At 74.6% G+C, this 12,519-nt stretch carries 13 protein-coding genes; 9 read left to right on the top strand and 4 right to left on the bottom strand.

Annotation, left to right across the window (positions count from 1 at the left end):
* Window positions 1-3: 3 nt before the first annotated feature.
* On the bottom strand, window positions 4-240 hold the full coding sequence (locus tag ELY19_RS18845) for an acyl carrier protein (protein WP_227966958.1): 237 nt from the start codon (window positions 238-240) through the stop codon (window positions 4-6).
* A gap of 125 nt (window positions 241-365) precedes the next feature.
* Here ELY19_RS18845 and ELY19_RS18840 point away from each other — a divergent pair, with 125 nt between their 5' ends.
* From ELY19_RS18840 to ELY19_RS18810, 7 genes are read left to right on the top strand one after another with little or no spacing between them, the layout of a single operon-like run.
* Window positions 366-1,334: an amino acid--[acyl-carrier-protein] ligase gene (locus ELY19_RS18840; RefSeq protein WP_227966957.1), complete on the top strand. Its 969-nt coding sequence runs from the start codon at window positions 366-368 to the stop codon at window positions 1,332-1,334.
* A gap of 17 nt (window positions 1,335-1,351) precedes the next feature.
* Complete coding sequence (locus ELY19_RS18835) at window positions 1,352-2,395, top strand: glycosyltransferase family 4 protein (protein ID WP_126198933.1); 1,044 nt, start codon at window positions 1,352-1,354, stop codon at window positions 2,393-2,395.
* The gene (locus ELY19_RS18830) at window positions 2,392-3,531 is read left to right on the top strand and encodes a glycosyltransferase (RefSeq protein ID WP_126197584.1); all 1,140 of its coding nucleotides are present in this window, start codon (window positions 2,392-2,394) and stop codon (window positions 3,529-3,531) included. Before ELY19_RS18835 ends, ELY19_RS18830 begins: the two co-directional genes overlap by 4 nt.
* A complete protein-coding gene (locus ELY19_RS18825; RefSeq protein WP_126197583.1) occupies window positions 3,528-4,769 on the top strand; it encodes an oligosaccharide flippase family protein in 1,242 nt (413 codons plus the stop codon). Before ELY19_RS18830 ends, ELY19_RS18825 begins: the two co-directional genes overlap by 4 nt.
* The gene (locus ELY19_RS18820) at window positions 4,766-5,761 is read left to right on the top strand and encodes a CgeB family protein (protein ID WP_126197582.1); all 996 of its coding nucleotides are present in this window, start codon (window positions 4,766-4,768) and stop codon (window positions 5,759-5,761) included. The genes ELY19_RS18825 and ELY19_RS18820 overlap by 4 nt, the downstream gene beginning before the upstream one ends.
* Entirely contained in the window at window positions 5,748-7,340 is a 1,593-nt protein-coding gene (locus tag ELY19_RS18815; RefSeq protein WP_126197581.1) for a hypothetical protein, read from the top strand. Before ELY19_RS18820 ends, ELY19_RS18815 begins: the two co-directional genes overlap by 14 nt.
* Window positions 7,325-7,894, top strand: coding sequence for a YdcF family protein (locus tag ELY19_RS18810; protein ID WP_227966956.1), 570 nt, complete (start codon window positions 7,325-7,327; stop codon window positions 7,892-7,894). The genes ELY19_RS18815 and ELY19_RS18810 overlap by 16 nt, the downstream gene beginning before the upstream one ends.
* Here ELY19_RS18810 and ELY19_RS18805 read toward each other — a convergent pair.
* The 3 genes from ELY19_RS18805 to ELY19_RS18795 all read right to left on the bottom strand — a co-directional run bounded on the left by ELY19_RS18805 (window position 7,866) and on the right by ELY19_RS18795 (window position 10,346).
* Entirely contained in the window at window positions 7,866-9,044 is a 1,179-nt protein-coding gene (locus ELY19_RS18805; RefSeq protein WP_232015642.1) for an APC family permease, read from the bottom strand. The genes ELY19_RS18810 and ELY19_RS18805 overlap by 29 nt on opposite strands.
* A 62-nt stretch (window positions 9,045-9,106) precedes the next feature.
* Window positions 9,107-9,562 (bottom strand): SRPBCC family protein, encoded by a 456-nt coding sequence (locus ELY19_RS18800; protein WP_126197579.1) that lies wholly within the window; start codon window positions 9,560-9,562, stop codon window positions 9,107-9,109.
* Window positions 9,563-9,608: 46 nt separating this feature from the next.
* Complete coding sequence (locus ELY19_RS18795; protein ID WP_126197578.1) at window positions 9,609-10,346, bottom strand: esterase/lipase family protein; 738 nt, start codon at window positions 10,344-10,346, stop codon at window positions 9,609-9,611.
* A gap of 120 nt (window positions 10,347-10,466) precedes the next feature.
* On the opposite strand from ELY19_RS18795, the gene ELY19_RS18790 reads away from it, so the two are divergent.
* Together ELY19_RS18790 and ELY19_RS18785 are read left to right on the top strand one after the other, a co-directional pair.
* Window positions 10,467-11,633, top strand: a complete 1,167-nt coding sequence (locus ELY19_RS18790) for a zinc-binding dehydrogenase (protein ID WP_126197577.1) — start codon at window positions 10,467-10,469, stop codon at window positions 11,631-11,633.
* A gap of 14 nt (window positions 11,634-11,647) precedes the next feature.
* Window positions 11,648-12,499 carry an exodeoxyribonuclease III gene (locus tag ELY19_RS18785; protein ID WP_126198931.1) on the top strand — a complete coding sequence of 284 codons (852 nt, stop codon included), beginning with the start codon at window positions 11,648-11,650 and terminating at the stop codon, window positions 12,497-12,499.
* Window positions 12,500-12,519 lie beyond the last annotated feature (20 nt).

The raw sequence follows: 12,519 nt of genomic DNA, 5'->3' as shown, positions 1-12,519 counted from the left end.
GCCTCATCCGGCGAGCTCGCGGACCGTGGCCGCAAGCGAATCCAGAGTGCTGAATGTGTTCTTCGTCATGGACGCGTCTGGGAACTCGATAGTGAATCGGTCTTCGATAGCCAGCATGACGTTCACGGCCGCGTGCGACGTGAGCCCCAAGGCAAACAGATCATCACCACCCGCAATTTCCGCGATCGGCCTGGTCAACCGCCCGTGCGCCGCCACGATCGAGCGAATCGCCTCGTCCACCGCGCCTCCCACCAGCATCGCGTCGCGGCCGCATCCCGCCCGCGACTCCCTTTGCAGTCGCGAGTCCCGCGCCTCCGCCGTACACCCTAGCCTGGTAACGTGTTGCAGTGACAACGGTTCCAGCCATGGAGAAGAGACCGATGACGCAGGCCGCAGCACCCCGTGCGCTCGAGGTTACTGACCTGCACGCGCGTCAGCAGGAGTTCCGCAGCTCGCTCTTCGACGCGGGCCTGCTCGTCCCGTCGGGCGTGGACGGCGTGTACGGCCAGGGCGCGGCGTTCGCCGAGCTGACCGCGGCGGTCGATGCGCTCATCGGCGCAGCGGTGCGCGACGTGCACGGCGGCGCCGCCACCGTCCTGTCCTTCCCGCCCGTGATGCCGCGCGACTACCTGGATCGCACGGACTACATCGCGTCCTTCCCGCAGCTCGCCGCGGCGGTCTCCACCTACACCGGCGGAGACGCCGAGCACCGGCTGCTCCTCGCGGGCCGCAACGCCGGCCACGACTGGGGCGGCCACTTCCACGCGAGTGACGTCGCGCTCGTGCCCTCGGCGTGCCACTCGGTCTACCCGGTGCTGACCGGGCAACTCCCCCGGGACGGCGCGTGGGTCGACGTCTCCGGCCACTGCTTCCGGCGCGAACCCTCCGCCGACCCCGCGCGGATGCAGTCCTTCCGCATGCGGGAGATCGTGCGCGTGGGCTCGGCGCGCGCCGCCGTCGCGCACCGCGACACCTGGGTCGCCCGCGCCGCCGACCTGCTCTCCGACCTCGGCCTCACGGTCCGGCAGACGCCCGCGACCGACCCGTTCTTCGGACGCGCGGGCCGCATGCTCGCGGCCAATCAGTCGGCCGAGAACCTCAAGACCGAGATCGTCGTGCCGATGTACGGCGAGGACGCACCCGGGGTCGCCGTGGCGTCCAGCAACTACCACCGGGATCATTTCGGGGTGCACTTCGACATCACGACCGTGGACGGGGCGCCCGCGCACAGCGCCTGCCTCGGCTTCGGCATCGAACGGATCGCCCTCGCGCTGCTCGCCGCGCACGGCCTCGACCGCGCGGCGTGGCCCGCGGCCGTGACCGCGCAACTGTGACGGCGGTCCGCGTCCACCTGACCGGGTCCACCTGGCCGGGCGCGGCGCCCGGCGGCCTGCCCCGGTATTTCGCCGACCTGTTCGCCGCCCTGCGGCGGCGCCCCGACGTGGCCGCCAGTGCCGCGGCCTTCGGGGATCCCGAGCCCGGCGGCAGCACCTGGGGACCGGACGTAGGGTCGACGGCGGCACGGGTGCGCGCGTCCCGCCGACCCGCGCCCGACGGCACCGAGGTCCTGGACCGCCACTTCGCCCTGTTCGGGCCCGCGCCCCGCGGCACGGCGCTCGTGACGCACTTCCACGGGCCGTGGGCGCAGGAGAGCGCCGCGGCCGGGGAGAGCCGGGCCGCGGTCGCGATCAAGGCCCTCGTCGAGCGTGCCCGCTACCGCGGCAGCGACCGCTTCGTGGTGCTCTCCCAGGCCTTCGCCGACGTCCTGGTGGAGCGGTACGGTGCGGACCGCGGCGCGATCGCCGTGATCCCGCCCGGCGTCGACCTCGCGCGGTTCCCCGCCGCCCCCGAGCCCGACGGCGTACCCCGGGTCCTGTGCGTCCGGCGGCTCGAGCGCCGGATGGGCATCGACGTGCTCCTGCGGGCGTGGCCCGGGGTGCTCGCCCGGCACCCCGACGCCCGGCTCGACCTCGTGGGCGACGGCTCGCAGCGCGGCCTTCTCCGGCAACGCGCCGCCGAGCTGGGAATCACCGATACTGTGACGTTCGTGGGAACGATCGACGACGCCGATCTCGCGCGCCGGTACGCCGCCGCCACGGTGACCACGGTCCCGTCCACGGCCTGGGAGGGTTTCGGCCTGGTCGCCCTCGAGTCGCTCGCCTCGGGCCGGCCACCGGTGGTCACCGACGTCGGCGGCCTGCCCGACGCCGTCCGCGACCTCGCCCCCGACCTCGTCGTCCCCGCGGGCGATGCCGACGCCCTCGCCGAGCGCCTGGCCGCGGGCCTCGACGGCGCCCGGCCCGCCGCGGCGGCCTGCCGCGCTCACGCCGAACTGTTCGGCTGGGACGTCGCCGCCGCCCGCCACGCGTCGCTCTACCGGGCGGTCGCGGCGTGAGCGCCCGTCGGCCCGTCTTCCTCGGGCACACCGCTGCCCCGTCGGGCGCCGAGCTGGCCTTCGCCCGCCTCGCCGGGGAACTGCGGCGCCGCGGCGTGCCGGCGTCCGTGGTGCTCCTCGCGCCCGGCCCGCTGACGGACGTCCTCGAGGCCGCCGCCGTGCCCGTCACCGTCGTCCCGGGCCACCCGTCGACGGTGCGCCGCACCGCGGGCCCGGTGGGCCTGCTCCGCGGCGCCGTCGGCCTCTACCGCGCCGGACGGCGCCTCGCGCCGCTGCTGCGCGCCGCCGAGGCGGACGTCGTGGTCGCGGAATCGACCAAATCGCTCGTCGTGGGGGCGGTGGCGTCCCGCCGCACCGGCATCCCCCTCGTGTGGCAGGTGCACGACCGGTTGAGCGCCGAGTACTTCGGCCGCACCCGGTTCCCGCTGCGGCTCCTGGGCCGCATGGCCGCGTCCGGATACCTCGCCAACTCGCGCGGGACCCTGCGCACCATCTCCACCGGCGGGAGCCCGACCGCGGTGTGCCATCCGGGCGTCGACCTGAGCACTCTCCCGGCCCCGGCGCCCCAGCGCGCCCCGAAGGACGTGAAGGTCGCGATGATCGGGCGGATCACGCCGTGGAAGGGCCAGGACCTGCTGCTGCGCGCGCTGGCGCAGATGGAGGCGGAGCCCGCGGTGCGGTTCGTCGGCGGCGCCCACTTCGACGGCGACGACCAGTACCTGGCGGAGCTCGAGGAGCTCGCCGAGCGGCTGGGCATCGCGCACCGGGTGACCTTCACCGGGCACGTCGCGGACCCGATGGCCGAGGCGGCGGACGCGGACGTCGTGGTGCACTACTCGCGGCTCACCGAGCCCTTCGGCCAGGTGGTCGCCGAGTCCATGGCGGCCGGGCGGGTCGTCGTCGCCGCGCGGGCCGGCGGACCGACGGAGCTCATCGTCGACGGGGAGAACGGCGTCCTGGTCGCACCGCGCCGGCCCGACCTGCTGGCGGTCGCACTCGACGCGCTGATCGCCGACTGGGAACTGCGCGAACAGCTCGGTGCCGCGGCCGCCGACCGCGGCCGCGACCTCGATCTCAGGACCTCCGCGGCGATCGCGGACTCCCTGCTGGCACGGGTGGCGCGGGACGTGCGATGACGCGGCGGCTCCCCGGCTCCGCGGGTGTGGTCCGGGACGTCGTGCTGGTCTCGGCCGGCCGGTACGGCCAGTACGTCATCACCCTCGTCACGATTCCGCTGTGCGCGCGGCTCCTCGGTCCCGCCGGGATGGGGCTCCTGGCGGTCGCGATGTCCACCTACTTCCTGGGCGCCCTCTGCACCGACCTCGGCATCACGGCGTTCGTCGCCGCCCGGGCCGAGAAGCCGGGGCTGGCTCGGCTCCGCGGCGACTACGCCGGGCTCCGCGCGACGGCACTCGCCGTGTTCACCGCACTGTTCCTGCTGGCGGCGGTGCTGCCGGTGCCGCACGCCGTGGAGATGGGTGCCCTCGGCCTCGTGGTCGGGTCGGTGAGCGCGTGCGGCGACGACTGGGTGCTGCTCGGCACGGGCCGGTTCGGTGCGGTCGTGATCCAGCAGACCGCCGGCCGCACGGTGTACCTCGCGCTGCTGATCGCCCTGCTGCCGCACGCGCGGACCCCCGAGGTGGCGATGGGCTGCCTGCTGGCGGGCAACCTGGTCGCGGTCGGGTGGTCGTGGGCGCGCACGCTCCGCGACCACGGGCGGCCCGCGCGGCCGGGGTCACCCGTGCCGCTGCTGCGCACGGGCGGCCCGGTGCTCACGGCACGACTGCTGTCGTCGTCGTACGGGCCGGGCGCGGCGACGGTCTTCGCTCCAGCGCTCTCGCCGCACGCCCTGGGACTGTTCAGCGCGAGTGATCGCCCCGTGCAGGCGGCCGGCTCCCTGCTCGACGCCGTCGGGGTGAGCCTGCTCCCCCGGCTCGCGCGCCGCGACACCGCCGCGTTCTGGGCGACCGCCCGCCGCGGCATCGCCCTCGTCGCCGCCGGCGGTGCCGTGCTCGCCACCGCCGCCACCGTGCTCGCTCCGTGGCTGGTCCCGCTCATCTTCGGCGCGGAGTTCGACGGTGCCGTCCCGCTCCTGCAGCTGCAGGCGTGGGCCCTGCCCGGCCTCGCGGTCGCATCGTTCGTCGCCACGGCGGTGTTGCCGGTACTGGGCGATGCCCGCGGTGTGCTGCTGGCCGGTGCCATCGGGGCGTGTGTCGTCGCCGTGGCCGCGGCGGTCGCGCTGGGCGACCGCGACCCGCGGACCGTCGTCCTCGGTATCGTCGCGGCACAGACCGCCGCCGCGGGCTTCTCGGTCCTGCGGGCGCGACGGCTGGAGGCGACGGCCGTGCCGTCCGCGGCGGGAGGCGCACCATGAGGATCCTGTTCGCCGGCGACGACTGGTACGGCAGCAACGCCCGCTCCCTCGCCGAGGGCTTCCGCCGGGCCGGCCATGAGGTGACGGTCGTCGACACCACGGCGGTCACGCTGCCCCGCCGCGGCAGCCCCGCCTGGTGGTACGCCAAGCGCACCGGACGGCGCGCTCCCGGCACGGTCGAGGCCGTGCACCGGCGGCTCGAGGCGGAGCCCGTGCCGGATCTGCTGTTCTGTTACACCGCGGTGCACCTCGACCAGGACCGGCTGCTCGCGCTGCCCGCCGGCCGGCGGCTGCACTACAGCGCCGACGACGTGTCCAACCCCGTCAACACCACGCCGGAGTACCTCGCGGCCGAAGCCGGCTGGGACGCGATCGTCACCACCAAGACGCACAACGTGCCGGAGCTGATCGCGCGCGGCGCGCGGCGCGCGATCCTCGTGCGCAGCGCCTACGACCCCGCGTGGCACCGTCCGGTGGCGCCCCGTTCGGCCCGGCGGTACGCCGCCGGATTCGTCGGCAACGCGCGCCCCGACCGGGCCGCGCTCGTGACGGGGCTGGCCACCCGCCTGGGGCCGGAGTTCTACCTGGCGGGTCCGGGGTGGCGCCGCCGGCCCGCCGTGCTGCGCAGCCGGGCGACGGTGCGCGGCCCGCAGTACGGCACGGCGCTCTCCGCGGCCATCGCGGCCGTCGACGCGAACCTCGTGCTGCTCAACTCCGACAACCGCGACACCCACACCTGCCGGACGTTCGAGGTGCCCGCGGCGGGCGGGCTGTTCGTCGGGCCACGGACCGACGAACACGCCGAGCTGCTCGCCGACGGGCGGGAGGCCCTGCTCTACGACGACCCGGCGGAGATCGACGACATCGTCGCGCGCGTGCGCGCCGACCGCCCGGCCGCGGCGCGGATCGCCGCGGCCGGGCACGCCGCGATCACGGGCGGCGGGCACACCTACGCGGACCGGGCGAGGGAGATCGTCGATGCCCTCGACTGAGACGACGGAGCTGCGCACCTACTTCGGCCCGGCGGACGCGCCCCTCTACGGCGCGCTGCACCTGCCGGCCTCGCGGCGCGTCCGCGGCGCCGTGCTGCTCGTACCGTCCGTCGGGAAGGAACAGCACGACGCCCTGCGCGGGCTGCGCCGCCTCGCCGCGCGCCTCGCCGCGGACGACCTCGCCGTGCTCCGCTTCGACTTCCTCGGGACCGGCGACTCCGCCGGTGCCGCCGGGCTGCCCGGCGCGGCGAACGACTGGGTCGCGTCGGTGCGGCACGCCGACGCGTACCTGCGCGGGCTCGGGGTCGGCGCGCCCGCCGTGGTGGCGCTCCGCGCGGGTGCGGCGATCGCGGGCGCTGCGGGCCTGACCCCGCCCGCGGCGGTGCTGTGGGACCCGCTCGGCGGCCGGGCCTTCGCCCGCGCGCAGGCCGCGCTCGCGCGGATGGCGATCGGCGGCGGGCCGGACACGTGGATCGGTCTCGACGTCCACCCCGACGCCGTCGCGGAGCTCGGCGCGCTGCCGTCCGACGGCCTCAGCGCGCCCCGGCTCCTCGTCGCCGCGCGCCCCGGCGCGGCGACGGTGGGCCCGGTCGATGCGGATCGCCTCGTCGTCGCGGGGATGCCGGAGTTCGTGGAGCCCAGCGCCCACCTCGTCCGCGTCCCGGACGCCGCGGTCGAGGAGATCGCGGCCTGGCTGGGGGCCGCACTGCCCGGTGGGCCCGGCGTGGCCGTGGACCCGGTCGTCCGGACCGTGGCGCGGTGGGACGGCGTGGAGGAGCGGATCGAGGACATCGGCGGCGCGGCGGCGATCCGCACCCTTCCCGCCGACGGTGACGTCCGACGGTCGGTGCTGCTCTGCGCCACCGCCAACGACACCCGGCACGGGCCGAACCGCGCCTGGGTGCAGGTGGCCCGCGACGTCGCCGCCCGCGGCGGGGCGGCCCTGCGCTTCGACCGTCGCGGCTGCGGCGAGTCCGGCGCCGTCGCCGCCGGCGAAGCGGTGGCCCTGTTCCCCCCGACCGGCGTGGACGACGTGATCGCGGCCGCCCGATCGCTCGACGGCCCGCTGCTCACCGCCGGGGTGTGCTCCGGTTCCTGGTACGCCGCCCACGCCGCGCGGGCGGCCCGCGCCGACACGGCGGTCCTCGTGAACTCGGTGCTCTACTCGTGGCGGCTCAAGCCCGGCATCGCGGCGGCGCCCACCGCGGACCTCGGGGTGCCGCGCTCCGATCCCGCGTTCGCGCGCAGCCCACGGGGGCGCATCAAGGAGGCGCTCCGCACACGACTGCCCTACCCGGCGTGGCGGCTGCTGGGCCTGCGCGGCGTCACCCAGGTCCCGGAAGTCCTCCTGCGCCCCGTCGTCACCGGCGGGACGGACGCGGTCCTGATCCTCGCGCCGCCCGACGCCGCATGGTTCGACGGGCAGCGCGGCCCCGAGGGCCTGCGCCGCCTCGCCCGACCGTCCGGAGCGGGCGGCGTCCGCACCGTGCGGCCGGGGGCCGGTGACCACCCCGCGTATCACCCCGATGTGCGCGCGGATGTTGCAACCGCGATACTGCTGTGGTGCGAACAGCGGTGACCGGAGGTCGGAGGGCGCGTCGCCTCGCCGTGTGCGTCGTGGTGCTCGCGCTCCTCGCCGCCGTCGGCATCGCGCTGGATCGCGCCTACCTCCAGCCGAAGATCGACCGGCAGCTGCAGCCGGCGGACGCCATCGTCGTCCTCGGCGGCAACCCGTACGAGCGGTTCGAGCACGGCCTCCGGCTCGCCGAGCGGGGCCTGGCGCGGCAGGTCGTACTCTCCAACTCGGTCGGGGCCGAGGACACGCGCATGCAGGAGCTGTGCGCCCGGACCATCACCGGCGTGCAGATCACCTGCTTCCTCCCCCAGCCGTGGACCACGCGGGGCGAGGCGCAGGAGGTGCAGCGCCTGGCGAGCGCCCGCGGATGGAACGACATCATCGTGGTGACCACGACCGCGCACCTCGAACGTGCCCGCTTCATCCTCGAACGCTGCTACGACAAGACGCTGCAGATGACGGACTTCCCCGAGAGTCGCGGCGCCGCGGAGACGGTGTTCGGCTGGGGCTACCAGAGCGCCGGGTGGCTCAAGGCGCTGTATCAGACGGGCTGTTAGCGCGGGTCACGGCGTACGCCGCGGCGCCGACGACCAGCACCACGATCCCCGCCGATACCGAGCCCGCGGGCAACGAGAGGGCCACGGCGAGGCATCCGGCCAGGCCCACCGCCGGGACGATCCGTGCCCGTAGCGCGGTGTCGAGCGTCCACGCGGACGCGTTCGCGACGGCGTAGTAGACGAGGACCGCGAACGAGGAGAACCCGATGGCGGCGCCGAGGTCGGCGGTGGCGGCCACGACGGTGACCACCGCGCCGACCGCGAGTTCCGCGCGCACGGGCACGCGGCGTCGTTCGTGCACCGCGGCGAGGGCGCGCGGCAGGTGACCGTCGCGCGCCATGGCCAAGGTGGTGCGCGACACGCCGAGGAGGAGCGCCAGCAGCGAGCCGAACGCCGCGATGCACGCGGTGACGGTGACCGCGGCCACCGGGAATCCCGACGCCCGCGCCGCGTCGGCGAGCGGCGCACCCGACGCCGCGAGCGCGTCCGTGCCCAGGACGGCCACCAGCGCGACCCCCACGAGCGCGTACACGCCGAGGGCGACGGCCAACGCGACGAAGATCGCGCGCGGCAGGGTGCGTGCAGGGTCGCGGACCTCCTCGCCGAGAGTGGCGATGCGGGCGTACCCGGCGAACGCGAAGAACAGCAGGCCCGCGGCTTGGAGCACCCCGAACGGCCCCGCGGCGGCACCCTCGGCCAGCCGGAACGGCTCCGCGGCGCCGGAGGTGACGGACGCGACCACCACCGCCACGAGGACGGCGAGGACCACCGCGACGACCACCCGGGCGACCCGGGCCGAGCGCTCCACGCCCGCGACGTTCAGCGCGGTCACCGCGACGACGGCCGCCGCCGCGACGGCGTGCGCCTGATCCGGCCACGCGTACGTGCCGACCGTCAGCGCCATGGCGGCGCACGACGCGGATTTGCCCACCACGAAGCTCCACCCCGCGAGGTGTCCCCAGAAGGGGCCCAGCCGCTCCCGGCCGTAGACGTAGGTCCCGCCCGACTGCGGGTATCGGGCGGCCAGGCGCGCGGAGCCGGCGGCGTTGCAGTAGGCGATCACGGCGGCGATCCCCAGTCCCGCGAACAGCGCGGACCCCGCCGCAGCGGCCGCCGGCGCGAAGGCCACGAAGACGCCCGCTCCGACCATGGCGGAGAGGCCGACGGTGACGGCGTCGCCGAGGCCCAGTGTCCGGCGCAGACCGGGGTCGGTCACCGGTTCTCGGCGCGCGCGGCGAGCCGGTCGACGGACGCCGCCAGACGGTCCGCGGTGGTCGCCCGGGCCCGCGGAAGGCGCTGCTCGTCGTGCAGGTCCGTCCAGTCGTAGGTGTGGGTGACGCGGGTGCCGCCGTCCGCGAGCGGCGCTAGTTCCCACCTCCAGAGGTGTCCCGGGGCGGGCTCGCCGACCGGGGAGGGCCGCCACGCGATGAGCCGCCCCTCGTCGAACTCGGTGACGTGGTTCTCGCGGACCTGCCCGTTGGTGAGGGTCATGGTGAAGACGTCCCCCACGCCGCGGACCCGTTGCCCCGGGGCGGCCTCGGTCAGGTTGTCGTTGCCGTCCCATTCGGGCTGGCGTGCGGGGTCGGCGATCAGGCCGAAGACGAGGTCCGCCGGTGCCGCGACGTCGCGGGTGGCGGAGACGATGCGGGTGTCATCCGATGTGCTCACGCAGTCATCGAACCAGGTCCACCCGCATCGTGCCCAGTGATGGAATCTACTTGCGGTTCATGTCGACGCTGTTCTCGTACGTGACCGAACCCTCCGGCGAGTCCACCCACTGACCGGGGCAGTTCCCCCGCAGCGAGCTCACGACGAGGGGCACCACGCGGGGGTCCCAGGCGAGCCACGCGTGGTCGAACGACGCGGCGGCCGGAAGGTATCCCTGCACCGAGGCGCGGCACTGGCGGCCGTCGAGGTTCCCGGACAGCGGATCGCGCGTGCTGCGGATCGAGTAGAACTCGGTGGGTCCGGGCGTATCGAGGCCCGCGTTCAGCTGGTTCAGGATGGCCGAGCCGTTGCACGCCCCGTTCGCGGGTGCGGGCAGCACGCACCCGGTGGGCGACCCGTACTCGACCCCACCCAGCACGACCGATCGGGCGACGTCCCTGCTGCCCCCGAGAACCTTGACGTAGTAGCGGCTGCTGATGGCACCGGAGCTGTGCGAGACGATCGAGACCCTCCGCTTCGGTGCGGCCTGCTTCGCCTGATCGACGGCCGCCTTGAGCTGTCCCGCCTCCCTACGGTGATCGAAGCCGGGCAACCACAGGTTCTTCACCTCGAAGCCCGCGTTGCGGAGGTTGGTGTTGAGGGGCTCGTACACCTCGCCGGGCGCGATCAGGCCGGCGTAGACGATCACGAGATCGCGTTGCTCGGCGTGTGCGAGGGCGGGGACGACGGATGCTGTTCCCAGCGCGACCGCAGCGGCCGCGAGCGTCTTCTTCAGAATTTGCACTCGCAAAACATACATCAACGCCTGCGATTACGACATTCCGGTGAAGTTTTCCGGCAGCCGTGTCCCCGAAGACACCCGGCGCGCCGAGCGCCGCACCTCGTCCCCGTTATTCTCGGGTGTATGAAAGCTGTCGTCTGCACCGAGGGTCGGCTGACCGTCGAAGACCTGCCCGCCCCCAGCCCCGCCCGCGGGCAGGTGCTGCTGAACGTGGTCCGTACCGGGATCTGCGGCTCCGACCTGCACGCCCGCCACCACGCCGACCTCGTCGCCGACCTCGCCGCGAAGGCCGGGTACCCCGACTGCATGCGCACCGACCAGCGCATCGTCATGGGCCACGAGTTCGTGGGGACCGTGGCCGAGTACGGCCCCGGCTGCCGCAAGCGCTGGCCGGTGGGCACGCGCGTGGTCTCCCTCCCCACGCTCATGGTGGGTAGCGAGCCGCAGCTCGTGGGCCTGTCCGAGCGCTCGCCCGGCTCGTACGCCGAGCAGGTGCTCGTCCAGGAGTCGATGACCATGCCCGTCCCCGGCAAACTGTCCGACGAGGAGGCCGCGCTCACCGAGCCGATGGCCGTCGCCTGGCACGCCGTCCGCCGGGCGGAGGTCGGCCGCGGGCAGACCGCGATCGTGATCGGTTGCGGCCCGATCGGTCTCGCGGTCATCGCGATGCTCCGCGCGTCGGGCGTGAAGAGGGTCATCGCGAGCGACTTCTCCCCCGGCCGCCGGGCGCTCGCGAAGCAGATGGGCGCCCACGTCGTGGTCGACCCGCGCGAGCAGCAGCCCTGGGACGCCTACAAGCAGCCCCGCAACGAGATCCGCCGGGCCACCGACATGTTCAAGCTCGGCGTGAGCACCATGGACAAGCTCACCCTGGTTCCCGGCCCCGTGCCGTGGTGGCACGCCTTCCGGATCGCGGACAAGATCGGCGAGACGCCGTCCGGCCCGGTGGTCTTCGAGTGCGTCGGCGTGCCCGGCATGATCAACTCGATCATCGAGGCCGCGCCGCTGCGCTCGCGCGTCGTGGTCGTGGGCGTCTGCATGGAGCCCGACACGATCATGCCCGCCCTCGCCGGCAACAAGGAGATCGACCTGCGGTTCGTCTTCGGCTACGACCCGGGCGAGTTCCACGACACGCTGCACATGATGGCGAACGGGAAGGTGGACGTGAAGCCCCTCGTCACGGGCACCGTCGGGCTGGGCGGTGTGGCCACGGCGTTCGACGCGCTCGGCGACCCCGAGGTGCACGCCAAGATCCTCATCGACCCGTCGAGCACGGCGACCGCGCCCTGACCGCGGCGGTCGCCCTGCGGGTCGGCACGTTCAACGTCAACGGTATCCGGGCAGCGCGGCGGCGCGGTTTCGACGCCTGGCTCGAGGGCCGGAACCTCGACGTGCTCGCGCTGCAGGAACTGCGCTGCCCACCCACCGAGGTGGGCACGTTCCCCGGCTATCACGCCGCGATCGACTGCGGCTCGATCCCGGGACGCAACGGGGTGGCGATCCTGTCCCGGGAGACACCGTCGGCCGTGCGCACGTGGGCGAGCCACCCGCCCCGAGCCCGCGGGTTGGCGGAGTACGCCCACGAGGGCCGGTACGTCGAGGCCGACCTCCCCGGCCTGACGGTGGCCTGCCTGTACCTGCCCAAGGGCGGCCTGCCCGCGCACCTGCAACGGCCCGGGAACATGCGGGACACCCCGGACGGCGGGGCCAAACACGCGCGGAAGATGCGCTTCCTGAACGGTTTCGCGCGCGAGCTCGACCGCAACCGCCGGGCCGCGCTCGCCGCCGGGCGCGAGTTCCTGCTGCTGGGCGACCTGAATCTGGCGCACCTCCCGCACGACGTCACGAACTGGCGGCCGGCGCAGAAGATGGAGGGCTTCCTGCCCGAGGAGCGGGCGTGGTTCGGCGCCCGGCTCGGCCCGCGGCGGCTCGTGGACGTGGTGCGCACCCTGCACGGCGACCGGCCCGGCCCACTGTCGTGGTGGAGTTGGGCCGGTGCGTCGTTCGCCAAGGACGTCGGCTGGCGCATCGACCACCACCTCGCGACGCCGCGCCTGGCGCGGGCGGCGCGATCCGTCGTCGTGGACAAGGAAGCGTCGCCCGATGCGCGCCTGTCCGACCACGCGCCGGTGATCGTGGAGTACTCCCTCGGCTGAGACGCACGGGATCACCGTGA

Origin of the sequence: Tsukamurella paurometabola, from assembly GCF_900631615.1 — a bacterium.
In the GTDB taxonomy this organism is placed as follows: Bacteria; Actinomycetota; Actinomycetes; order Mycobacteriales; family Mycobacteriaceae; genus Tsukamurella; species Tsukamurella paurometabola_A.
This window is presented reverse-complemented; position numbering and strand designations above follow the sequence as displayed.

Coding starts and splice junctions, on each gene's coding strand:
- ELY19_RS18825 (WP_126197583.1), top strand. CDS start 3,528: ATGACGCGGCGGCTCCCCGGCTCCGCGGGTGTGGTCCGGGACGTCGTG.
- ELY19_RS18805 (WP_232015642.1), bottom strand. CDS start 9,044: ATGGTCGGAGCGGGCGTCTTCGTGGCCTTCGCGCCGGCGGCCGCTGCG.
- ELY19_RS18790 (WP_126197577.1), top strand. CDS start 10,467: ATGAAAGCTGTCGTCTGCACCGAGGGTCGGCTGACCGTCGAAGACCTG.
- ELY19_RS18840 (WP_227966957.1), top strand. CDS start 366: ATGGAGAAGAGACCGATGACGCAGGCCGCAGCACCCCGTGCGCTCGAG.
- ELY19_RS18815 (WP_126197581.1), top strand. CDS start 5,748: ATGCCCTCGACTGAGACGACGGAGCTGCGCACCTACTTCGGCCCGGCG.
- ELY19_RS18820 (WP_126197582.1), top strand. CDS start 4,766: ATGAGGATCCTGTTCGCCGGCGACGACTGGTACGGCAGCAACGCCCGC.